20 protein-coding genes are annotated in these 22,411 nt (G+C 40.1%); 8 read left to right on the top strand and 12 right to left on the bottom strand.

The genetic code is table 11. The annotated features are described in order from the left end of the window. Positions 1 to 106 precede the first annotated feature (106 nt). On the bottom strand, positions 107 to 2,497 hold the full coding sequence (locus IEV52_RS00620) for an immune inhibitor A domain-containing protein (RefSeq protein WP_188400612.1): 2,391 nt from the start codon (positions 2,495 to 2,497) through the stop codon (positions 107 to 109). 304 nt (positions 2,498 to 2,801) lie between these two features. On the opposite strand from IEV52_RS00620, the gene IEV52_RS00615 reads away from it, so the two are divergent. Then, positions 2,802 to 4,385, top strand: a complete 1,584-nt coding sequence (locus IEV52_RS00615) for a hypothetical protein (protein WP_188400611.1) — start codon at positions 2,802 to 2,804, stop codon at positions 4,383 to 4,385. A 47-nt stretch (positions 4,386 to 4,432) separates the two neighbouring features. Here IEV52_RS00615 and IEV52_RS00610 read toward each other — a convergent pair whose 3' ends face one another. The 5 genes from IEV52_RS00610 to IEV52_RS00590 all read right to left on the bottom strand — a co-directional run bounded on the left by IEV52_RS00610 (position 4,433) and on the right by IEV52_RS00590 (position 9,419). Beyond that, positions 4,433 to 5,380, bottom strand: a complete 948-nt coding sequence (locus IEV52_RS00610) for a TIGR03943 family putative permease subunit (protein WP_188400610.1) — start codon at positions 5,378 to 5,380, stop codon at positions 4,433 to 4,435. Between the two features lie 18 nt (positions 5,381 to 5,398). Further along, a complete protein-coding gene (locus tag IEV52_RS00605) occupies positions 5,399 to 6,406 on the bottom strand; it encodes a permease (protein ID WP_188400609.1) in 1,008 nt (335 codons plus the stop codon). 143 nt (positions 6,407 to 6,549) lie between these two features. Then, the gene (locus tag IEV52_RS00600; protein ID WP_188400608.1) at positions 6,550 to 7,419 is read right to left on the bottom strand and encodes an NAD(P)-dependent oxidoreductase; all 870 of its coding nucleotides are present in this window, start codon (positions 7,417 to 7,419) and stop codon (positions 6,550 to 6,552) included. Positions 7,420 to 7,483: 64 nt separating this feature from the next. Continuing rightward, positions 7,484 to 7,798 carry a hypothetical protein gene (locus IEV52_RS00595; RefSeq protein ID WP_188400607.1) on the bottom strand — a complete coding sequence of 105 codons (315 nt, stop codon included), beginning with the start codon at positions 7,796 to 7,798 and terminating at the stop codon, positions 7,484 to 7,486. Between the two features lie 268 nt (positions 7,799 to 8,066). Beyond that, positions 8,067 to 9,419: an MFS transporter gene (locus IEV52_RS00590; RefSeq protein WP_188400606.1), complete on the bottom strand. Its 1,353-nt coding sequence runs from the start codon at positions 9,417 to 9,419 to the stop codon at positions 8,067 to 8,069. A gap of 181 nt (positions 9,420 to 9,600) precedes the next feature. Between IEV52_RS00590 and IEV52_RS00585 the strand changes: the two genes are divergently transcribed. Then, positions 9,601 to 10,224, top strand: coding sequence for an NAD(P)-dependent oxidoreductase (locus IEV52_RS00585; RefSeq protein WP_188400605.1), 624 nt, complete (start codon positions 9,601 to 9,603; stop codon positions 10,222 to 10,224). Between the two features lie 154 nt (positions 10,225 to 10,378). Here IEV52_RS00585 and IEV52_RS00580 read toward each other — a convergent pair whose 3' ends face one another. Together IEV52_RS00580 and IEV52_RS00575 are read right to left on the bottom strand one after the other, a co-directional pair. Then, positions 10,379 to 10,912: a DUF420 domain-containing protein gene (locus IEV52_RS00580; RefSeq protein WP_188400604.1), complete on the bottom strand. Its 534-nt coding sequence runs from the start codon at positions 10,910 to 10,912 to the stop codon at positions 10,379 to 10,381. Between the two features lie 392 nt (positions 10,913 to 11,304). Next, positions 11,305 to 13,008, bottom strand: a complete 1,704-nt coding sequence (locus tag IEV52_RS00575) for a M3 family oligoendopeptidase (RefSeq protein ID WP_188400603.1) — start codon at positions 13,006 to 13,008, stop codon at positions 11,305 to 11,307. Between the two features lie 120 nt (positions 13,009 to 13,128). Between IEV52_RS00575 and IEV52_RS00570 the strand changes: the two genes are divergently transcribed. The 3 genes from IEV52_RS00570 (at position 13,129) to IEV52_RS00560 (ending at position 16,721) form a co-directional block, all read left to right on the top strand. Beyond that, positions 13,129 to 14,376: a PucR family transcriptional regulator gene (locus tag IEV52_RS00570; RefSeq protein WP_188400602.1), complete on the top strand. Its 1,248-nt coding sequence runs from the start codon at positions 13,129 to 13,131 to the stop codon at positions 14,374 to 14,376. A gap of 125 nt (positions 14,377 to 14,501) precedes the next feature. Further along, on the top strand, positions 14,502 to 15,632 hold the full coding sequence (ald, locus tag IEV52_RS00565; protein ID WP_188400601.1) for an alanine dehydrogenase: 1,131 nt from the start codon (positions 14,502 to 14,504) through the stop codon (positions 15,630 to 15,632). 390 nt (positions 15,633 to 16,022) lie between these two features. Beyond that, a complete protein-coding gene (locus tag IEV52_RS00560; protein WP_188400600.1) occupies positions 16,023 to 16,721 on the top strand; it encodes a queuosine precursor transporter in 699 nt (232 codons plus the stop codon). Here IEV52_RS00560 and IEV52_RS00555 read toward each other — a convergent pair. Continuing rightward, entirely contained in the window at positions 16,718 to 17,695 is a 978-nt protein-coding gene (locus tag IEV52_RS00555) for an HD domain-containing protein (protein ID WP_188400599.1), read from the bottom strand. The two genes, IEV52_RS00560 and IEV52_RS00555, sit on opposite strands and share 4 nt — an antisense overlap. Positions 17,696 to 17,933: 238 nt before the next feature. Between IEV52_RS00555 and IEV52_RS00550 the strand changes: the two genes are divergently transcribed. Continuing rightward, positions 17,934 to 18,764, top strand: a complete 831-nt coding sequence (locus IEV52_RS00550; protein ID WP_188400598.1) for a glycerophosphodiester phosphodiesterase — start codon at positions 17,934 to 17,936, stop codon at positions 18,762 to 18,764. 43 nt (positions 18,765 to 18,807) lie between these two features. On the opposite strand, the gene IEV52_RS00545 is transcribed toward IEV52_RS00550, so the two are convergent. Beyond that, positions 18,808 to 19,311, bottom strand: coding sequence for a hypothetical protein (locus IEV52_RS00545; protein ID WP_188400597.1), 504 nt, complete (start codon positions 19,309 to 19,311; stop codon positions 18,808 to 18,810). 88 nt (positions 19,312 to 19,399) lie between these two features. Further along, positions 19,400 to 19,897 (bottom strand): Crp/Fnr family transcriptional regulator, encoded by a 498-nt coding sequence (locus IEV52_RS00540; protein ID WP_188400596.1) that lies wholly within the window; start codon positions 19,895 to 19,897, stop codon positions 19,400 to 19,402. A 90-nt stretch (positions 19,898 to 19,987) separates the two neighbouring features. Here IEV52_RS00540 and IEV52_RS00535 point away from each other — a divergent pair, with 90 nt between their 5' ends. Beyond that, positions 19,988 to 20,932 carry an AEC family transporter gene (locus IEV52_RS00535; protein WP_188400595.1) on the top strand — a complete coding sequence of 315 codons (945 nt, stop codon included), beginning with the start codon at positions 19,988 to 19,990 and terminating at the stop codon, positions 20,930 to 20,932. Here the strand turns inward: IEV52_RS00535 and IEV52_RS00530 are convergent. Then, positions 20,909 to 21,874: a YbgA family protein gene (locus IEV52_RS00530; RefSeq protein ID WP_188400594.1), complete on the bottom strand. Its 966-nt coding sequence runs from the start codon at positions 21,872 to 21,874 to the stop codon at positions 20,909 to 20,911. The two genes, IEV52_RS00535 and IEV52_RS00530, sit on opposite strands and share 24 nt — an antisense overlap. Positions 21,875 to 21,971: 97 nt before the next feature. On the opposite strand from IEV52_RS00530, the gene IEV52_RS22240 reads away from it, so the two are divergent. Then, the gene (locus IEV52_RS22240) at positions 21,972 to 22,130 is read left to right on the top strand and encodes an NUDIX hydrolase (protein ID WP_229754141.1); all 159 of its coding nucleotides are present in this window, start codon (positions 21,972 to 21,974) and stop codon (positions 22,128 to 22,130) included. Positions 22,131 to 22,411 lie beyond the last annotated feature (281 nt).

Here is a 22,411-nt window from a genome sequence, read left to right as displayed (position 1 = left end):
CAAAAATCGACATTATTTCCGCGGGAATAACCGATATTCTACAAAAAAAATTGAGATGTAAAAGAAAAAGCCTAAGAAACGAATCGCTTCTTAGACTCTGACTCTATTATTTGTAGATCTTAATCTTAGCTGTACTGCGATCTGACGCTTCTTCTAACACCTGAATCTTTAGCCCGTATGAAGGAAGCTTCAAACCAGATGATGGGCTAGATGGATTCCAGTAGTTCTTTTTATCATCAAATAGAGATACTGGAGATTTTGCCGCATTGTACATGTGGTTTCCTTGTCCATAGTCAACGTTTAAGTCTGCACCTTTAACAGTGCTGAATGGTGCGTCATAGATTTGATAGCGTGTGCTAGCTAGATCACCAGTCGCTACATTTCCACCCCAGTGGTGAACATTCTGATGTGAGTCAACGACACCGACAAATCCCTTACCTGGATGTGAGCCTACCCAGTTGTTATCGTAAGCGTTGTTTACATACCAGATCACCATACCAGGATCATAAGACATGATAGAATTTCCGCGCTTTAAATGTGCTAATCCATTGTCTACACCATCATGGTTGCGCCATTCTACCAAATAGTAGTGAGACTTTAATTCTTTTCCTTGATGCTTCTCAAAATGGTCTAGAGCAAACTGTGGAGTACCTTCTGCTCCATCTTCAAACACACTTGTACCATTTCTTGTTACTTTTACATTATCTACAAAGAATCCTTCTTCATTGCTGCCCCAGTCTGTCATGTAACGGAACTGCAGCTTAATGTTTTGGCCTGAATATTGGCTCAAGTCAATGGATTCATGAACCCATCCATTTGAGTGTCCTGTGTAGCCAGGAAGGTTGTCTTTAATCGCTGGATAACCATCAGCTACTAAATCACTATTCGTACGCGAGCTAGAAAGAGATTTCCACGTTGCTCCGTTGTCTGTAGAAACCTGAACCATTGCGTAATCCCAATTCTGTTCGATTTTATACCAAGCATCAAAGTCTAATGTCGCAGATGTAGCACCCGTTAGATCAACGTTCGCTGCCATCTTATGATCGATCTCATCGCCTCTTCCGCCATAATAAGCGTAAGATCCAGAAGCTGGAGTCGTAATCTGATTGACTTGATCAGGCAAGTTGATACGGACAGCATCTTCATTCGCACCTTTTGTAGAGGCTTGATCAAGCGTTACCGTTACACCATTTTTACCTAAATCGTTGGCATGTACTGTTTTTCCTTGCAGCCACTTACCGCCAATCGTAGATTGATAGAACTCTTTTGCAAGCGGACTGAATCCTGTTGGTTCTGTTCCTGGAATCTCTCCTGCCCAGCTTCCGCTAGACATGATAGACCAATAAGAAACAGGTTCGCCATATGCGTTTGAGTAAATTGTATCGTACTCATCCGGATAGTTCAGATCGTGCCCGAACTCATGGGCGAATACGCCTGTTGCGCCATCTTCTGGTTCAATCGTGTAATCATAAGCACCAAGTGCGCCACCCCAGTATGGAACAGAAGTTGAAGTGCCCGGAATTGCATAAATGCCCCCAAGATTCCAGCGGTGAGACCAGATTGCATCAGCTCCTAAGCTTCCTCCGCCTGCTTCTTCACCTACACCTGCGTGAACAACCATTAAGTGGTCAACAAGTCCGTCCGGCTCACGCTTGTTCCCATCACCGTCAAGATCGTAAATATCTTCTTTATCATAAGCATTTAGGTCAACGCCGTTAGCCGCTGCTGCTGCTAAAGCTTCAGCTACTAGATTACGAGGTTTAGAATCGTTATCTGATGCATTGTTTCCGCCGTAGTAGGCAGCTGGATTCTTTGCTGTATACCAGCCGTAAACGTCCCCATCAATCGTATAAGAACCGCCAGATTGCTGAAGGTAGAACTGTTTCATAGAAACCATATTCTTACCGTTTGGACCTGTATATCCTTTATCACCAAAGATCATGTTTTGATAGTGTTCTTTCGTGTATTTTGGATAATGGAAATCCGTTTCAGACGGTGTGATGCTGCCTTCTTTATAGTCAGCATAATCGATTAATAAGACTAATACCTGATCCTGCCTTACATCACCTGTATATGTTTCAGCTTGAGCACCGTCTAGTGTAGACGTTGTTGCAGTTCCTGACTTTTTACCTCCTATAGCAGGAGAAGTTGTCGTTAAACCACTGTCGGTGGAAGCCTTCATTTGACTCTTTAAATAGTTAGCTGTTTCATTTACATCATGCTTTTCATGAAGGTGAACAGAACTTCCTCCTGCTCGCTTCTTTAGGTACTTATTAAGCTCTGCTTCTTGCTGCTGTGGAGTCAGACCTTCCTTTATAACACCACTCTGTACCAATGATTTAATCAGACGGTCTTGATTGACTATCCCTAGATCAACCGGAGCTGCGTCTTCCGTAAGTTTATTAGCAGCTGCATGCTCTACTGCTGGCGGGCTTGTCCAAAGAAAAGTCCCAGCGAGAACGGAAGCGGCTGCCAAACTAGTAAGAACTCGTTTCATCCCCTTATTCCCCCTAACAGAATTTTCGCATTTTTGCGACTTCTTAATTTTATCATAAAATCTTTGCATCAAATGTCCTGTTCGGTGTGTATAAATACCTATTTATTGAAATAAAATGTAGTTATTTTATACCATTTTTAATCATATTTGTAATAAAATAGTGTATGGTTGAAATGGATACTTTTGGATACCCATTACTATCTATCCACATTCTTCGTAAAAATTGAATGAAAATTACAGGAGTATCCGTCTACTTATCGAATACTTATAATCTTGTTTCTTTATAGAAAAAGGGGGCATTACCATGAACATCGATTCTAAACCAAAAAAGAAAAAGAATAAGAATCGTTCGAATTACAGAGCTTTATTAATTCCTTTTACCATTGTTTTTTTGCTAATAGGATTGGTTGTTTGGAATAACATTCTTCAAGAGACGAAACTTCCCAACCAAGACTGGAGCCGATCAATCAGCACATCCGCCGAATCTATCAGTTCAGAACCCATTGCTTTAAAAAAGGGGGATCAATACCAAATCTATACACACTTAAAGGATGGTATAAAACAAACAACATTGGATGAAAAGCTAAATGTGGTCTCAGAGAAGGAAGAGAAGCTTTCCCTAGATGAACGAGGAAACTTTTGGACAGACGGAAAAAAGATCGCATTTATTTCTGGTGGAGAACTTATTATTTCTGAAGGCGGTAAACAGACCGCCCTTGATAAAGATGTGGAGCTTTTAGCAGATACGAAGAATCGTTTTGCTTATTCAAAAGGGAACAAAGTATTTGTTTATGACCCAAAAAACGGTAAGAGTCAACTAATCTTTACGGCCAAAGAAAAGTTATCAGAGTTATCAGGACATCCAGACTCAAATTCGTTCATTGCAACTGTCGGTGAAAAAGTAGAGATGGAGGCTTTTTATCTGCAAGAAAAAGAAGGACAATATAAAGCACAATCTATTATTCAGTACAGTAAAACTCCTACAGATAAAGTCTATAACTTCCGGTTTGCAGAAGCTGAAAACGAAGTACATTTTCTATATACCTTTTATTCTTCAAAGCAAGGAACCAAAACATTTAAAACATATTATGGTGCAGCCCCATATGATAGTTTAGCAGCTATTAAATTTGATTCGGTTCGTTTTAAAGAGTCTGACTTAGGCTACGAGATTGAGAATTCTTCCTATCAACAGTTAAGCATAGAAAAGGGTGAGCCTGTCATTCTATTTGCTGCAACTGGGCCCATATCGGCTAAAAAGGAAGCTGGAAACATATACAAAGCTACTTTAAACAAAAGGGATTGGGAAGCATCTCGAATCAGCACAACAAGTGACTTCTCGGTATATCCTTTACATGTTGATGATCAAACGGTTGTTTGGTTAAAAGCAGAATCTGTCAGTGAGTATAAGGTCTATGCAGCGAGCCAGAACCCTGAGATCAAAAAAGCGAGTCAAGCAATCGGAAAGCAAGATATTTATAACGCGACATTTGATGCGTTCACTGCCTCTATCGTATCGTTCATTGCCATGACAAACGCATTTATTTGGGTAGTGCCGCCTATTTTATTCCTAGGTATCCTATATTTTGTACGCATTGATGTTATTGAACAAGAGAAACCTTGGGTAAAATGGGTTTCTATAGCACTTTTTATCGTAACACAGCTCTTCGTCATCCAATCTTTATTCAATAACACATTCTATACGATAGCACCTAAATATCTCACCTTTAGCGGGAGTTCCCTGATCGTTCCTATTATTGTTTCTGTTGTTGCTCTGTATGTTATGCAAGCTGCAAAAGATAAAGATTGGGGACTGTTTGCTCAAGTATCGTACTTTATTGGGGTTACCGTTTTATTTCAGCTGTTTGTTGTCGGAACTTATGTGTTTTGAATAATAAAAAGCGGAGGATATCCCCCCGCTTTTTTCTTTTGATTTATTTAATAAGCTCCTAAGCTCTCAGCACTCGGATATACATATGGATCTTTAAGAGGTTTGATCTTTTTCAACGACTCTACCTTTATGAAAGGGAGCCGTACATTATTGTATTCTGTTTCGTCAATGATTCCTGTAACCGTGTACCATGTGTCAGTCTCAAGCTTCGCAACTTGATCACCTTTAACAATCGTCCCGTATACAACAGCATCAGCACTGCAGCAGTTCATAGAAAAACGGGCAATAACAGCCTGATCGTTCCCCATGCCTTCTTCCCGGTAAACGAAGCCGGTTGTCTCAAGTTCTTTCCCAATAAAATCATCTAGATAAATATCAAGTACACTCATCATATCTAAATAATGTTCTGACGTAACAACCACTTTATCTTTACTTAACTGCTCTTTTCCAAACTTCTTATAGTAATCAGTCACATCATATGTTTCTACCGGATTTTCTTTTTTGACGTTCTCTTCCATCTGTTTTATATAGCCTTCTGGATCTTCTAAGTATGCCTCTACATCAATCTCTTCTGTTGCCACAACTTTACCGTCTTCTGTTTGCTGAGCGGGCTTAGCATATAATCCGCTTCCATAACGGATTCCGCGCTTTTCAGCAACGGAGCTATCCATAGCTTTTTCAGGCATCATAAATCCTGTGAGGAGAGGGATAATAAAAAGCATATAAATCAAAAAATGCTTTATAGGCTTCCCCTTTGGTGTATGGTCTGCACCACACCCGCATCCATCACCATGCTGGCCTTCAGACCTTCTAAAAAACTGCATTACACCTAACACTCCAAATATAGCTATCGCAAAATATACGAAGATGTGCATCTTAGGAGCAACATAATAGTTTAGTTTTCCTGATGTAATCAACCCAATCAATAGAAGCATAAAGCCGATTAGAATAATGCCCCTCAAATAAGCATGAAAATCTTGATCGTTCTTTTCCATAACAGCTTACCCCCTATTCTAAATGTACTGAAACACCATAGACGCAGCAAAAACGATCAGTGTGATCAATCCCATTAATACGAATACAAACCGTGCTTTAAAATACGCGAACATCATCAACATGTTTTTTACATCGAGCATTGGCCCATAAACCAAGAAAGCAATAATAGATCCAACCGTAAATGTACTTCCAAAGGAAGCTGCGATAAAGGCATCTGCCTCCGAACAAATCGATAATAAGAACGCGAGTCCCATCATCAATCCTGTTGATGACCATTCGCTGCTTCCAAGTGCTAAAAGATCGTTACGATTGATGAACACTTGGAACATACTCGCTAGAAAAGCACCGAAAATAAGAAATTTACCCGTATCAAAGAATTCATCAGAAGCATGGTAAACCGTTTGTTTCCAGCGGCTCATCGATAAACCGTGTGAATGTTCATGGGCACCATGCTGTATTTGAGATCTTAACTGATCTTGATTACGGAAAACCCAGTAAACGATTAAACCAATCACTATAGCAACTAAAAGAGCCAGTCCAATTCTTCCGTACACAACTGTCAGGTTGGTTCTAAACGCATAGAACGTAGACAAGATAACGACCGGATTCACAATAGGAACCGTTAAAAGAAATACAACTCCTAAATGAAGAGGCAGCCCTTTTTTAATTAAACGTCTCACAACTGGTATGATCGCACATTCACATACTGGAAAAATAACTCCCATAAACAAGACTACCCCAATTCCCATGTATGGATTTTCAGGAATGAGCTTCTGAATATGCTGTTCGGTTACAAACGTCTGAATGAGAGCAGAGACAAAAACTCCTAATAGAATAAAGGGAACAGCTTCAATCAATATACTCAAAAAAACCGTGTTCACGTGCATGAATGAACTTGGCAGATCTTCAAATACAGAGTCGTTCTTAATATCCTCCATGAACAGAAAAGAAATAATAAAGATGGCCAGCAATAAAAGTCCTATTATCTCTTTTCTTACAGAATCTCTTGTTGTCAGGTTCCTCATCTTTTAGTACTCCTCTTCTCTATCACTTATTTATATTTAAATCTAGTATCGTTGTGATTGAAATATAGTATATTAAACTATTGCCATCTATATTTAATCGTAATTATTACGTTTTGTAAAGGATAAAAAAGAACCAGGGGATATTAACCCTGGTTAGCTAAGCGCTTGTAAAGTGCGTGTGTTCCGCTATTTTCTTCTCCCATTTCAGCCAGTTCATCATAGAGTTTCTTTGCGAGCGTCAGACCTGGTGTCATCAATCCCATTTCTTCAGCGGAGTTTAGAGCAATGGTCATATCTTTTATGAAGTGCTTTACATAAAAACCAGGTGCAAAATCCCCTTTTAACATTCTAGGGGCAAGATTGCTTAAGCTCCAGCTTCCTGCCGCTCCTGATTCGATGCTCTTTAGAACGGTTTCAGGATCTAATCCTGCTTTTTCCGCATATAAAATAGCTTCACAAACACCAATCATACCAGAGGCAATGGCAATCTGATTACACATTTTAGTATGCTGCCCAGATCCTGCTTTACCTTGATAAACCACATTCGTTCCCATCTTGGTGAAAATCGGTTCAATAGCCTGAAATGCGGATTCATCTCCACCTACCATAATGGATAGCTTGGCATCCCTTGCTCCGATGTCTCCCCCTGAAACTGGCGCATCAAGTGCAGCGATATTTCTTTCAGCAGCCGTACGTCCTATTTTTTGGGCAAGCTGCGGACTGGATGTGGTCATATCTATTAAGTAAGAACCTTCTTTTGCGTGTGCCACTAGTCCTTCAGCACCTAGATAGATTTCCTCCACGTCTTTTGGATACCCGACCATCGTAATAATGACATCGCAATTCTTTGCAATTTCCTTTGGAGTATCTGCCCAGTGAGCGCCTTTTTGAAGCAGATCTTCAGCCTTTTCCTTTGTACGTGTATAAACATGGACAGGATAGCCAGCATTTATCAAGTGGCCAGCCATGCTTTTTCCCATAACACCTGTTCCGATAAATCCAACTGTTTGCAAATCTCCTCACTCCTTTTTTTTATTATAACTTTAAAGAAAGAGAAAATAAAAAAGTCATCGCTTATTAAGCGATGACTTCCCCTTGTAAAATACGTTCAATCTTTATCTGAGCCTGCTCATAATCCATATTCAGATACGTTAACATAGTCATCATATCATCGTTTGAATGCCGTTTTAATAAATAAAATAAGGTAGGCTTTCTTTTCTTTATGAGTGTCATGATTTCAATAGTGGGCAGCGTTCTGCCCGTTGGTTTAATGCGTAAAAAAGAGCGAATGTAACTTGTGAAAACTGGTATGGCATCTACGGTATCTGGTTCTGTGTCTAATAGCTTCTGAAGTTTCAATAATGAATCAATCAGTTCTTTGTTTCTTTCCACGAATACGTCTCTCATCCTTCCCCTTTTCATCTGTTCCTTTGTTAAAAGTTCGCCTGTTTAGGCATCTGTTTTATGTATCGGCTTCAGGTCACTAATTTTTTAAATATTTGTAAACGTTGGGGGACTGTCCCCCAACAATTTATTTCCCTCTTCATTTTCAAGGTGTGACACTGGGAGAATACTCACTTTTACCTAAACTTATTTGACCATTTCAAAGAACGAGATTTCAAAATGTTAAAATGTATATAAAAAAATGTGAGCCGAAAGCTTATTCACTTTCCAGGCTCACATTTCTTTTAATTTTTAATTGATAGATGACAATCGACACCATAACTAAGATGGTGTAAAAAATAAAGACGTTTCGGTATATGATATCTAGTCCAAAGGCTTGCTGACCTTCGATTAATAATCCAGCCACCGCTACACCAAGCGCCCCTCCAAAAAATTGAACGAGCTGAAGCATCCCCATACCTGAACCCACTTCATCTTTACTCAAGATCCTGGAATTCTCGTTAGCTAGACTCGAGGTTAAACTCGAAAATCCGATGCTTGTAAACATATAAAAAATAGCGGTCATATAGAATGCTTTTGTTGCAAAAAGCGAGAACAATACAGCCGATAAAAGAAGTGAAAGAAGTCCTGCCCGCATAACAGGGAGGTTCCCAAACTTGTCGATCCAGCGGCCGACAAAGATAGCTGCAAATGCAGACAGCATCGCACCCGGAAAAATAACGAATCCAATCGTAGCAGGCTCTTTTTGAAACAGATTAGAAAGCATAACCGGCATGACAAATAAAAAAGCAAAATGAGTCATAAAAGCGATGAGACCAATAAGTAGAATCGAGACATAAGCCGTGTTCTTAAATAAACTTACACGAATAAAGGGGTCTTCTTTTTTCTTAGAATAGATAACAAGAACGGCAAAGAACAAGATGCTCAACCCGAGAAGGTAAAAAGAGAATGAGGATAGATAGAGCAGCAATGACGTCACTCCCCCGCCTGTTAAAAGCGCCCCTATAACATCAAACGAACCTTCCCTTTTCTTCTCGACCGGCAGATAGACTTTAAAAACCGGCAAAAGCAACAGCACAAGACCGGTAACGACAAAAAGGAAATTCCATCCAAAAAGTTGTGTAATGCCGCCTCCGATCACTGGTCCCAGACCGAAACCAAGCGATGCAGCGGAAGAAATCAAGGACATAGCACGTCCCCGCCGTGAAAGGGGGATATAACGTGTTGCCAGTACCATTCCAAGACCCGGAACGGCTCCTGCTCCCATCGCTTGAACCATCCGACTGATGAGAACGAACTCAAAACTGTTGGAGAAATATCCAATGATTGATGCGATTCCCAAAATAACAAGTCCCGTAATCAATAACCTGCCGATCGGTATAAAATCAGATAAACGACTGAATGTAATGGTCGATAAGGCAAACACGATCGAATAGCCTGAAACAATCCAAGATCCTGCAGTAGGACTTAAATCAAACTGTGCAATAACACTTGGCAGTGCGACATTAAACATCGTCGTATTCATAACAACGAGCCACACCGTTAAGCTCCACAGCGGGATAATCCGATTCTCCCGGATTGCTCCATAATTTTCATCACTCTTAGCCATTTGTTCACCTCTTCCTTTAAAACAGTATTCCTATCTTATCATGGGACGAATTCATTAACCTTATGATTTGCTCAAACTCCTAAATAATAGCAATGGATCCTCTAATCGTTAAGCGAGAGGTTTTTTATGTGCAACACTTAAGTGATATGATGAGAGAAGAGATTTCACGGGAGGTCATTTAATGAAATTATTATTACTAGGTGCTACAGGGAGAGTCGGTCAATACATTACGAAAATGGCGCTCGAAGATAAAATGAGTGTTCATGCGCTTATCCGAAACCCGGAGAAATTGGCACCTTCTATCTTAAGGCAGATCACCTATACAACGGGGGATGTTCTTGATAAGGAGCACGCAGAAGAAGCAATGACTGGGTGTGACGTTGTCGTGAGTGCATTATCGACAGACGGGAGAAACGTACTTTCTGAAAGCATGCCTCTACTAATCGAAGCTATGAAAAAGCAAGGGATCTCGCGTATCATCACGATTGGAACGGCAGGCATCCTGCAGAGCAGAACAGAACCCCACTTGCTTCGTTATCAATCATCTGAATCTAAGCGAAAACTTACGAGATCAGCTGAGGACCATCATAAAGCATACACACTTTTACAGAAAAGCGGATTGGATTGGACGATTGTTTGTCCGACATATCTTCCGGACGGGGAACCAACTGAGAACTACCACGTGGAGAAAGACGTTTTACCTGCAGAAGGCAAGCAGATCAGTACAGGCGATACGGCTCACTTTACTTATTCCCTCTTAAAGAAACCCCGATTCTCTCAGTCCCGGGTTGGGATTGCCTATTAAGTAGTCGGCGGCAGATCGGAGAAGATGTATACGCCTAGCGACAACGCCAAATCCGCACAAATAACGGGTATGTTCCAAACCAGCTCATCCTTCTATTCCTCTCCATACAGAAAAGACTTTTGCTGTTCTCCATCAGCAAAAGTCCTCTGTTTAATTATGAATAATAAGGTGCGATCATCAAATAAACGATTACACCTGTTAAACTCACATACAGCCATAACGGCATGGTCCAGCGTGCAATTTTACGGTGCTTAGCAATTTGCATATTGAATCCGCGCGCAACGGTTACTAACGCGAGCGGCACAATTACGATCGCAAGCAGGATATGTGTAATGAGAATAAAGAAATAGATGTACTTAAGCGGTCCCTCACCGCCATAAGACGTAGACTCTGTCAAGTAGTGATACGTTACATAAGATAACAAAAAAAGTGTCGTGCTTGTGAATGCCGCATAAATAAAGCGTCTATGCAGAGTAATGTTCTTCTGTTTTACAAAATAAAGTGCTGCGAGTAAGAATACGAATGTAAAACTGTTAAAGATTGCGTTCAGACGCGGCAATAAAGTAACATCAAAAGCAATTTCTCCTTCATACTCTGGCAAGAAAAATAGAACGGCCACGAGCACGTTGATCGCGATGGACAATCCAATAATTAGCGGTGTATAGTTACGCTGTTTCGTTTCAGCCATTTTTGTATTACTCCTTTTCAACTGAAAGACTTCAAATTTCTCCGATTTCCTCTTTATTTTACCACTAGGGACCCTATTCACAAACTTATAGGCAACTGAAAACAGCATTCCCTTTACAAGTGTCAATAATTCTTCAAAAAAGTTTTATAGAATGTTACGAATTGGCAGGTTGCTTTTATGAGATGAACATTTATGGAGATAGAAGGAAATAACCACATAAAAATAGCTTATGATCACATAATCCCTTCTCCTAATCACATAATTTTTGCACATAATCACATAAAAACCTGTCACAATCCTATAAAATCTTCCAACTCATTAAATTTGTCCACAGGGAAAAGACAACAAAAAAACCGGCACTTTAGGCCGATTTCTTCATTCTTATGCATTTTTTAAGCTTTTGCAAATTGATCCTCATCAACAGCAGCAAGGAATTTCTCTACCTCACCAACAACAGAAGCTACACACCCTTTTTCAAACGGCGAAATCAGCCCTGCTTCACCAACAAGCTTTGTAAAAGGCAGGCTCCCTCCTTTTTGACAAAGAGCGAAATAATCTTCCCATGCACTTTCACGGTTTTCCACTGAACGCTTCCAGAATTGAAGTGCACAAATTTGTGCGAGCGTGTAATCGATGTAATAGAATGGCGAACGGAAAATGTGACCTTGTCTATGCCAGAAACCACCGTTTTCCAAATACTCTAAACCATCATAATCACGGTGAGGCAAGTATGCCTTCTCAAGCTCTCTCCACTTTGTTCGGCGTTCTGCCGGCGTCACATCCGGGTTATCATAAACAAAGTGCTGAAATTCATCTACTGCAGCACCATATGGTATAAACTCGACTGCACCTGTGAGGTGAGAATACAGATATTTCTCCGTATCTTCCCCTAATAGCTTATCCATCCAAGGATACGTTAAGAACTCCATACTCATAGAGTGGATTTCACACGCTTCAAGTGTCGGGAACTGATATTCAGGCACCTCATACCCGCGGCTCGTATACATTTGGAACGCATGGCCGATCTCATGTAAAAGGACGCGTACATCATTATCAGATCCATTAAAGTTCGTAAAGATAAACGGTGCCGTATAGTCTTGAAGATATGTACAATATCCACCTGGCGCTTTGCCTTTTTTACTTTCTAAGTCCATCAGTTCATCTTCGGCCATATAGTTGAAGAATGCTCCTGTTTCTTGTGACAGGCCGCTAAAGACTTGCTTTGCCTGATCAACGATCCAACCCGCATCTCCTTGAGGTTTAGGGTTACCCGTTGTAAAGCTGAAAGATTCATCGTAAAACTTAAACTCATCAATCCCAATACGCTTTTGCTGACGTTTCTTCAGTTCTGTACAAAGAGGAACGATAATTTCTTTTACTTGTTCACGAAACACTTTTACATCAGCTGCATTGTAATCGGTTCTGCCCATCCGATCATAAGCAAGTTCTGTAAATTTGTTATAGCCTAACTTTTTCGCAATTCCGGTACGCAATTTTACCAGTTCGTCGTAGATCGTATCAAACTTATCTTGATTCGAACTTAAGAAAGCATTTCCTGCAGCACTTGCTGCTTTTCTTGTTTCACGATCAGGTGACTGCACGTAAGGTGACAGCTGAGCCAAGTTTAGCTCTTTTCCATCAAACTCAATCTTTGCAGATGCCATAACCTTTACATATTCTGAACTTAGTTTATTTTCCTGTTTCAAATCTTCTAATACATCTTCAGAATAGGTCTTAACCTTTAATTCTGCTAAACGAAACAGCTGGCTGCCCCACTTCTTTTCCAGTTCATCCTTAAAAGGAGATTGAACAAGCGCTTCATGAAATGCAGTGACCATTCCTTGATAGACAGGCAAGTTCTCATCCATAAAAGCTTGTTCTTCTTTATAAAACGTGTCTTCTGTATCGATCGTATGACGTATCTTTGCAAGCCTTGCTTTTGATTCAAAGCTATTTCTCAACGATACTACGGTTTTCATCGCCTCATTTTGCTCGTCTGCAGATGAGGCCTCCCTAAAAATTTGTACAGCTTCCTCAAACTTGGTCTTCAGCTTAGCCACATCAGGTCTTTCATATGTAAATTCACTAAATTTCATCTTCATGCCTCCTATCGATTTACTGTATTACCATTTCTACACAGAAACTCTTTTCTCCTGTAATCCCCTTCCCTTTTTCGGTAGAATATAAGCAGAGAAACTAATGGCGGGAGACAAAATATGAAGAACTATCAATCTGATCCTTTTAAAGGTACATTCGGCAGTCTTGAAAATTTAGCAGACAAGATTAGTGATGTCTTGTCTTGTCCTGTAACAATAGAAGATCAGAACCACCGTCTCCTGGCATACAGTACACATGAGGACGGCACAGATCCAGCGCGCATCGCAACCATCATTGGGCGTCGTGTACCTGAAAAAGTGGTAAACAGCCTTTGGAAAGATGGCGTAATACCTAGATTGCAAGAAAGTGATGACCCCGTTCGGGTAAGTTCTATTCAAAAAGTAGGACTCGGTGACCGTGTGGCTGTATCGATCAGAAAAAACAATGAAGTCCTCGGATATATTTGGGTTTTGGAAGTACAGAAACAATTAAACGCAGATGATATGCAGTTATTGAAGCTTGCAGCGGCATCTGCCAAGAGCCAACTTCTCCAAATGCAGATCGGTACAAAAAAGAAAGAAGAAAACCGGCAAGAACTTTTTTGGAAGATGCTTACCGGAAATCTTCCTCAGGAAGAACAGATACTTGAGAAGCTGCATGAACTGAACATACTGCCTATCCTGCCGGCTGCCGTTTTTATTTTGCAGCTTGAAGACGAGATCACACCAGCACTTGAAAAAGACATTCTATACTTGGCGGCGGTAAACCAAAAGATTAATGTACTCTTGTCGGCAGCAGATGCGAACCAGATGCTTCTGCTCGCTTCACCTGTTGGAAAAGAGCCGCCTTTAGAATTGGCAAAATCCTTTGTAGAGTCCTTTTTTACACATATGAAGGAGCGTTTCTCTGTGTCAGATATAAAAGCGGCATACGGCAGCCTGGTTTCCTCCTTCTCACAGGTTGAAAAGAGTTATAAAGAAGCAACAAGTGTTATAGCTGTTCAAGAGAGACTTGGCGGAGAAACATTATCCTTAAACGGATACCACGAGCTTGGCATCTACCAATTCTTAGATGCTATTTATGAAAAACAACAAAAACAGAGTTATCATAACGAGATGATTCGTACCCTTCAGGAATATGACCGCCTTCACAAAACAGAGCTCTATCATACGCTTGAGACTTATCTAACATTGGATGAAAACTTAAATAAAGCTTCAGATACCCTTCATATCCATATGAATACCTTGCTTTACCGGTTAAAGCGTATCGGCGAGATTACGAATGTTGATCTGAAGAGCCCTCATCAGAAGATCATGATCTACCTTGATTTTAAAATGAACAGGCTATTTAAGCAGGAGCGTTTGTGAACTTTCACAAATGCTTTTTTTCATTTTCTAGTTTCCTAACAATGCAATGCGATTACCTCCGAACTATACTGAAATCACAATTGAAAACGCACTCATTGAGTTCACTTATATAGGAGGTTTCACAAATGATTATTGGAGTTCCAGCAGAAATTAAAAATAATGAAAACCGTGTAGCGATTACGCCATCAGGTGTTATTACATTAACAGCAGCAGGCCACAAAGTTCTTGTAGAGAACAATGCAGGTGTGGGAAGCGGATTTACAAACGAAGATTATGCAGCAGCAGGCGCAGAGATCGTTGCAGAAGCGAAAGACGCTTGGGCAGCAGAAATGGTTATGAAGGTTAAAGAACCTCTTGAGTCTGAGTACAAACACTTCCGTTCAGACCTTATTCTTTTCACTTACTTGCACTTAGCAGCTGAGCCGGCATTGGCAAAAGCATTAACTGAAAGCGGCGTTACAGCGATCGCATATGAAACAGTTGAATTTAACCGTACACTCCCTCTATTAACACCAATGAGTGAAGTAGCAGGGCGCATGTCTGCACAAATCGGTGCTCAGTTCCTTGAGAAGCCAAAAGGCGGAAAAGGGATTCTTCTTGCAGGCGTACCAGGTGTACGTCGTGGTAAAGTAACAATTATCGGTGGCGGTGTAGTAGGTACAAATGCAGCAAAAGTTGCGATCGGACTTGGAGCAGATGTAACAATCATCGACCTTAGCCCAGACCGTCTTCGCCAGTTAGACGATATCTTCGGAAACAGCATCCAAACATTAATGTCTAACCCATTAAACATCGCACAAGCTGTTGCTGAATCTGACCTAGTAATCGGAGCTGTTTTAATTCCAGGAGCTAAAGCGCCTAAATTGGTAACAGAAGAAATGATCAAATCTATGACTCCAGGCTCTGTTATTGTTGACGTTGCAATTGATCAAGGCGGAATCTTTGAAACGGTTGACCGCATTACTACACATGACAACCCAACGTATGACAAGCACGGTGTTGTTCACTATGCAGTAGCTAACATGCCTGGTGCAGTGCCTCGTACTTCTACGATCGCACTTACTAACGTAACAGTTCCTTATGCACTTCAAATTGCAAACAAAGGTGCTCAAAAAGCAATCGCTGATAACGCATCTCTAAAAGCTGGTCTAAACACAGCTGGCGGATTCGTAACATACGAAGCAGTTGCAGCTGACCTTGGGTATGAATTCGTAACACCAGAAGCTGCATTGGAAAAAGCAGTTCAAACTGTATAAATGAAAACAATGAAAGCCTCCCTTATAAAAAGGGGGGTTTTTTACGTTATTTTCCGGGAAATTTTTGTCGAAATATAGAGAAGTTGCATTCCTGAGCCATTAAAGAACCTCTTCCTACCCAAATATTCCTTTATGAATTCCTCAGATGACATACTTTGAACATTTACTTTATCATTTTTATTGGGCTTTATTATATATAGACAGTATTTCCTTTCCTGCTCCCCTCAATGAATAATCACAAATAAAGAGAAAGTAATCGGTGCATGATTCATATAATTAAAAGCCAGTAATTGATAAATTACAAAAACTGACTTATAATGGGGAATTGTTGAATTTATAGTGGTTCGCGGTTCGAAAACTCCCGCGTTATCAAAACTAGGAGGATTTATGATGTTTAATTTTTATTTTGGTGTAGGCTTTGCACTCGTTAACTTTATTCTCTTTCTGCTCTGCTATAAATGGTTTGGGAAAACAGGCTTATTTGCCTGGATTGCCGCAGCTACGATCCTAGCTAATTTACAAGTGGTCAAAACGATTGAGATGTTCGGTCTTGTTATGACGCTTGGTAACGTGATCTACGGTACGATTTATTTAGCGACAGACTTAATAAATGAAAAGTACGGCGAAAAAGATGCCAAAAGAGCGGTCTGGTTTGGATTTTTCACTTTGATTATGACAACGATCATCATGCAGTTGGTGCTTGTGTTTGAACCCCATGAAAGTGACTTTGCACAACCACACCTTGAAGCACTTTTCGGCTTAATGCCGCGTTTAGCGCTTGGCAGCCTAACAGCCTACCTGATCAGTCAGTATCTTGACGTTAAGCTTTTTGCAGCGATAAAGAGAAAATTCTCACGTCCTGATCAACTTTGGATCCGTAACAACGGAAGCACGATGGTCAGCCAGCTTATCGATACATTGATCTTTTGTACGATCGCATTCGCTGGTGTCTATTCGTGGGACGTTTGGATTCAGATCTTCTTCACGACATACGTGATAAAGTTTGTAGTATCAGCAGCATCTACACCATTTATTTATATTGCACGAAACTTCAAACATCCAGAAGAAGCTCAAAAACCAGGCGTTTAAAGCCTGGTTTTTTGTTTTACTTTTATGTAGCTTCCTTTTCTCGCTCTATGTTCAGCCCTAGTATTCATCTCATTAATCGCATTAGAAATTTCGGATGAAACATATGGTTGACCCTTCACAATTACCGTTGGGTCAATCAATCTGGGCTTCCCTTTTAGATGAATATCGTAGTCCTTATCATTTTCTTGAAGAACTACAGTTGATGTAATCTCTAGATATCGTTTCAAAAGCTCTGGAGATTCAGAAGTTCTTACCTTCGCTAAGACTTCTTCATCTTGCAACAAGAAATCTTCTTTTGTTATCACTTGTAGATAGAGAGCTTCCCTTAATAATTGGATTAGTCTGTCATATCCGTAAACATTTAAGGGATCCATAAAAAAATCTTGTACTTCTTTATAATAAGACTTCACAAACCACTCAGCCTGTTTCATTCCTTCTATGCAGATAACGTCGTTCACTACACAGAGACTGCTTACAAAAGAATCCACCTCATCTCTTGTAATGTAGCCGTATCGATATAGATCTCTAAGCGTATAATCTACTCGGTCAGCGCACAAAAGAGGAAGCGGTTGTTCCAAGAGCGGATAGTTTCCTTTTATTACTTGTTCAATAGAATATCCATAGCTCTCTAATAGGGAGGGAATCTCAGAGTTTACTAACGTTTCTTCAAAAATCTCTTCATGAAAGTCCTCTGATTCCTTATCTAACACAAAATCAATGACATGGGAAAACGCAGTATGCGAAACATCATGAAGGAGGCCTGCGATCTGTTCTTCTACAGAACCCTTTAATCTACGAATTAAAAGCATAACTCCAACAGAATGCTCAAAACGGGTCACATTCCATGCTCTGTTAACTAAATAGGATGCCCCTCCTTGGTGGATTCCTTTTAACCTCTGTACGGGACTAGAATGTATTAAGTCCTGCAGTACAGGTTCCAGTTCAAATTCACCATAAATTTCATCAACGATCATGTCCTTTCCTCCTTTCTTTCTCTGTAATCTTAACACGAAACATATATCGTTCATGCTCTCTTTACAAAGAGCTGTTTTATTAAAATTTCTCCTTACTTCGACCTCTTTTTCTTTAAAATACTAAGGTACATCTGACCATTCTTTCCAAGCTTTCATTTGATAGCATTGTGGTTGTTAATCCTGCTTATTGCATGAGGCAAGCAGGAGGAACATCAAACAATCAAAGGGGATGGATGACATGAACGTTAGAAAAACAGCAGTTGCATCAATACTTTCCATGGGGATCTTAGGTTCATTTTTCACTACTGAAACTTTTGCATATGAGCCATCAGACCAAGTTCAAACAGTTGCTCATCGCGGTGCTTCAGGATATGCACCCGAAAATACAATGGCAGCTTTTCAAAAAGGCGTTGATATGAAAGCAGATTATATTGAGATTGATGTACAGCAAACCAAAGACGGTGAACTCGTTGTTATTCATGATGTAACGTTGGATCGAACAACGGACGGTACAGGATATATAAAAGATCATACACTTGAACAAATTCGTCAACTCGATGCTGGCAGCTACTTCGGCGAAGAATTTGCTGGAGAAAAAGTTCCAACATTTGAAGAAGTGTTAGATGAATTCCGCGGGAAGACAGGTATTCTAATTGAGTTAAAGGCAACCTATTACTATCCTGGTATAGAAGAAAAAGTAGCATCTGCCCTAAAAGAACGCAATATGCACCTTCCTGCACATGAAAAGATTATTATCCAATCGTTCGAATTTGATTCAATGCAAAGAATGGATAAGCTTTTACCTGAAGTACCAGTAGGTGTTCTTACTTCTCGTGCAACAGATCTAAGCGAAGCAAAATTAAGTGAATTTTCTACATATGCGGAGTATGTTAACCCAAGCCGCTTGCTTGTGAACTCTTCTGTAGTGGATGAAGTACATGAGCGCAACATGGGAATCATGGCTTGGACAGTTCGAAATGAACAAGAGGTTCAGCCTTTGTTAGACGCAGGTGTAGATGGCATCATTACAGATTATCCAGATTACGCACCATTGCATAAAGCAGAATAAAAAAAGAAGTGTTGAGGCGCAGGTCCGCTTCAACACTTTTTTATTACTTATATTGCGCTAAGATCTCATCTAACTTAGCAGATTTCTCTACGAGTTTGCTGTTAATCTTTTCGTTTATACTCAACCACTGATTCATTTTTTCTAAAGCCAGCTTTTCATTATCAGCTTTCATGGCTTCATGCATAGATTTTTTTGTTTCATGAGCTTCTTTATGTAAAGCCCTTAATTCTTGATGTATCTTTTTCATACTCTGCCAGTTAACTTTCTTTTCATCTCTATTCTCTTGCTTTTCATTTTCGGTCGCTTTTACATGAATATCGAAAAGTTTATCTTTTTGCTGAACAATTTGCTTTTGAATCTCCAGCTGTTCAACCTTTAGAGCATTTGCCCTATGAACCTGATCTTCAAAAATTTCCATATTTCTAAAATGGCGGTATCCCTTTTTCTCTTTTACAGTTTGTACGTTCTCTGCCTGTGCGGCAGACACGGTTACCACACCACTCGTTAAAACCGAGAAAGCAAGGGCAAGAGGCATTAATTTCTTCATCGTTTTCACTCCTTTTTGATTTATACATGTATCTTTTGTTAAAGGAGCAAAAATCTTACGTTCATTTTTATATATAAATTTTTTGACATTATCTGAGTTTCTTCAAAACCCGGTTTACCGTTTCTCTTCTGAGTCCGACAAACTGTCCTATCTCTTCTTGAGTAAGCACTTTTTCAACCGCGATCTCCGGAAAGTATAGAGCAAACCATTTTTGTAGCTTTATAATCTTCCCTTCTGGTGTCAGCGTGGACAATTGGTTGATCCTTTGCTGCATCATCCTTAATTTTGTCTCTAAAAGGAGAGCTACTTCTTTATATTTTAACGGATCCTCTTCCAATGACTGGTACCACTGGTTTGGATTAATCAGTGTGACCTCACAAGGCAAAAGCGCAATCGCTGTGCCATTATACTCTTTCTGGCTTGTTAAGGAGTGATGCGGAATGACCTCACCAGGGACGATTAAATTCAGCAGGAATTGACTTCCATCTTCATGAACACGAACAACCTTTAATAACCCTTTTTCCAGCTTATATAAAGGCCCTTCTTCTCCTTGCCTAAATAAAGTTTCCCCTTTCGCGATCAACATGCCAAACCATCTCCCTTTTTGAACAAGAAAACCATTATCACCTATTTTACTATAAACCCATACCCTTGTAATAATTAGGAGGGATGATGAATGACGGACTTTGTTCCTTTTATTCTCGAATTATCATTATTGTACAGCATTGCGTTCTTAGGATATATACTTCGAAAGAAAGAGGTCTTGCCGCAAGGAAGTGAGAAGATACTTACAGCCATCATTTTAAACGTGACGCTTCCTGCTCTTATTCTATACGGAATGGATGTCCCTTTTTCAGTTGAAAATGTAAAACAGTTTGCCTGGCTTTCACTTATGTCCGTTTTTGTATTGACTGCTTCATCTATCATCTCATGGTGGACAGTAAAGCAATTAAGACCTGAAAAAGAACAGAAAAATGCCTTAGAAGGCATCATGATCTTTGGAAATCAAGGCTTTCTAGGCATCGCTGTCAGCTTTTTATTATTTGGAAAAGAGGGTGTATTCTTCGTCACTCTTTTTAACTTTGTATATTTATTGTTCATTTGGACCTATGCGATCTACCTCTTTGCCAGGAACTCTGAAATTGTCCAATGGCACAGGGTCTTCATTAATCCAGGCGTAACTTCTACATTAGCTGGCTTTGTTCTGATGATTCTGCCTGGAACCCTTCCAATTGTTGTTTCTAATACACTCGAGTTGACAGGAAAACCTACTGTACCTCTTTCCATGCTATTAATCGGCGTTCTATTAGGCAGCATGTCTTCTGACAAACTAGAAGGCTATTTAATGAATAAACATTTATGGCTAGCTAGCTTCTATAAACTCCTTCTATTTCCATTTTTATTATTTCCTTTTGCTTTGTTCCCGCTGCCTTTTCAACTTTTCGCTGCTGCCATTCTAACTGCGGGGATGCCTTCAGCTCCCACGATCTCGATGTATGCTCAAACCTATAATGAAGATGCATCATTCGCAGCTGCAGGTGTAGCTTTAAGCACCATACTTTCATTCCTTACTATTCCTGCTCTTTATGGGCTTGTTCTAGTAATCTCGTCCTTTTCCTGAATCCGAGATCTCCAGCAAAATCTCAGGGTATGGGGCAAAGAACGTTTGTCTGAGAACTTCACTGTCTTTAAACCGGATCGCATGAGACTTGAGGATAGTCGCGATACTCGAGAAAGGTTCTTTTTTATTTGCATACTTTTGAAGAAGCTCGTCAAAAAATGCAGCTTCACCTTGAGATAAATGGGGTTCAAACCGTTTAAAGATCTCGTATGCCACTTTTCGTTTCGAGTCATTTCGTGCAGCTCGGTTAAATAGTTTGTGCACCATTTTGGCATACAGCTGGATGGTCTTTTCTTCTCCGTTTACATCTTCATTTTTTAAGATCCGGTTCATAACTTTTAATGTAGGATTGCTGTAGGCCATGAAGAGAAATTGATTCTTGCTATGAAAATCTTTAATGGCTTGCAGCCCTATAGGGAGTACCTTGCGGAAAGAAGCGAGTGTAAAGAGCTTCGTATAAAACCGATCTCGAATCGTAAAGTTATTTAAACGTCCTTCCTCTTCAATGGCTAAATGTGAAAATCGTTCTGCTACTTTTCCGCCAAATAAGCCACTGGAATGCCCAATTGCTGGCCCTTTTTCTGTTGAAGCATATACTTTTACTTCTTTTAATCCGCATGATGGAGAGCGTGTTTTTAAAATAAATCCATCTGTATCAATTACCCCTGATAGATAGCCCTCTGAAAACAATCTCATCTCATGGGTTACATCTCGTTGTGTGGAAGGCTGAAGAAGTAAGTGCTCTTCACCCCTTTTTACAATTCGGATCGTTTCTCTTGGTGTTCCGAGTCCAATCTCTACTTCAGGGCAGACAGGAACAAAGTCTACATAGTTCATTAACTTTTTGATGACATCATTATAAATCACATCACCATTATATCGGCATGCGTCAAATTCGAGACATTTACTCACAACCACCCGGGGTCTAGCAAAGGCTTCCATTCCAAAACTCCCCTCAATCTTTTTATTCAGTGTTCCACTTTTAGATGAATTTTTTACATGTATTCTGTAAAATGTTGGTTAGAGAGGAGCGGATTTGATGGCTTATTATGAAGATCTTCGGAAACATGTAGGAAGTGCACCACTCATTTTACCAGGCTCAGTCGTTATTATGGTTAATGATAAGAATGAAATACTTCTACAGCATCGTAAAGATGGCGGTTGGGGGCTGCCCGGCTTGTTTGATGGAGCTAGGTGAAAGCTTTGAAGAGACGCTGTCCGTGAGGTAAAAGAAGAAACGGGACTTGATATTGACGGTCTAACGCAGCTTCACGTTTATTCGGGAAAAGACCATTATCTGCAGACTCCAAATGGTGATGATCTTTACGCTGTTACAGCGGTTTATACAGCTAGTTCAATTCATGGTGAACTCTTAATCGATCAAAATGAATCGTACGACTTTCGTTACTTTGCATCAGATCAGCTTCCTGAAGGTCTTTTAGGAGGCGCTAAGAGATACATAACCGATTACCTGACCCA

Source organism: Fictibacillus barbaricus (assembly GCF_014635025.1).
In the GTDB taxonomy this organism is placed as follows: domain Bacteria; phylum Bacillota; class Bacilli; order Bacillales; family Fictibacillaceae; genus Fictibacillus; species Fictibacillus barbaricus.
This window is presented reverse-complemented; position numbering and strand designations above follow the sequence as displayed.

Excerpts from the sequence above, each read along its gene's own strand:
- IEV52_RS00620 (WP_188400612.1), bottom strand. The coding sequence starts at position 2,497 with ATGAAACGAGTTCTTACTAGTTTGGCAGCCGCTTCCGTTCTCGCTGGG.
- IEV52_RS00615 (WP_188400611.1), top strand. The coding sequence starts at position 2,802 with ATGAACATCGATTCTAAACCAAAAAAGAAAAAGAATAAGAATCGTTCG.
- IEV52_RS00610 (WP_188400610.1), bottom strand. The coding sequence starts at position 5,380 with ATGGAAAAGAACGATCAAGATTTTCATGCTTATTTGAGGGGCATTATT.
- IEV52_RS00605 (WP_188400609.1), bottom strand. The coding sequence starts at position 6,406 with ATGAGGAACCTGACAACAAGAGATTCTGTAAGAAAAGAGATAATAGGA.
- IEV52_RS00590 (WP_188400606.1), bottom strand. The coding sequence starts at position 9,419 with ATGGCTAAGAGTGATGAAAATTATGGAGCAATCCGGGAGAATCGGATT.
- IEV52_RS00585 (WP_188400605.1), top strand. The coding sequence starts at position 9,601 with ATGAAATTATTATTACTAGGTGCTACAGGGAGAGTCGGTCAATACATT.
- IEV52_RS00580 (WP_188400604.1), bottom strand. The coding sequence starts at position 10,912 with ATGGCTGAAACGAAACAGCGTAACTATACACCGCTAATTATTGGATTG.
- IEV52_RS00575 (WP_188400603.1), bottom strand. The coding sequence starts at position 13,008 with ATGAAATTTAGTGAATTTACATATGAAAGACCTGATGTGGCTAAGCTG.
- IEV52_RS00570 (WP_188400602.1), top strand. The coding sequence starts at position 13,129 with ATGAAGAACTATCAATCTGATCCTTTTAAAGGTACATTCGGCAGTCTT.
- ald (WP_188400601.1), top strand. The coding sequence starts at position 14,502 with ATGATTATTGGAGTTCCAGCAGAAATTAAAAATAATGAAAACCGTGTA.
- IEV52_RS00560 (WP_188400600.1), top strand. The coding sequence starts at position 16,023 with ATGTTTAATTTTTATTTTGGTGTAGGCTTTGCACTCGTTAACTTTATT.
- IEV52_RS00555 (WP_188400599.1), bottom strand. The coding sequence starts at position 17,695 with ATGATCGTTGATGAAATTTATGGTGAATTTGAACTGGAACCTGTACTG.
- IEV52_RS00550 (WP_188400598.1), top strand. The coding sequence starts at position 17,934 with ATGAACGTTAGAAAAACAGCAGTTGCATCAATACTTTCCATGGGGATC.
- IEV52_RS00545 (WP_188400597.1), bottom strand. The coding sequence starts at position 19,311 with ATGAAGAAATTAATGCCTCTTGCCCTTGCTTTCTCGGTTTTAACGAGT.
- IEV52_RS00540 (WP_188400596.1), bottom strand. The coding sequence starts at position 19,897 with ATGTTGATCGCGAAAGGGGAAACTTTATTTAGGCAAGGAGAAGAAGGG.
- IEV52_RS00535 (WP_188400595.1), top strand. The coding sequence starts at position 19,988 with ATGACGGACTTTGTTCCTTTTATTCTCGAATTATCATTATTGTACAGC.
- IEV52_RS00530 (WP_188400594.1), bottom strand. The coding sequence starts at position 21,874 with ATGGAAGCCTTTGCTAGACCCCGGGTGGTTGTGAGTAAATGTCTCGAA.
- IEV52_RS22240 (WP_229754141.1), top strand. The coding sequence starts at position 21,972 with ATGGCTTATTATGAAGATCTTCGGAAACATGTAGGAAGTGCACCACTC.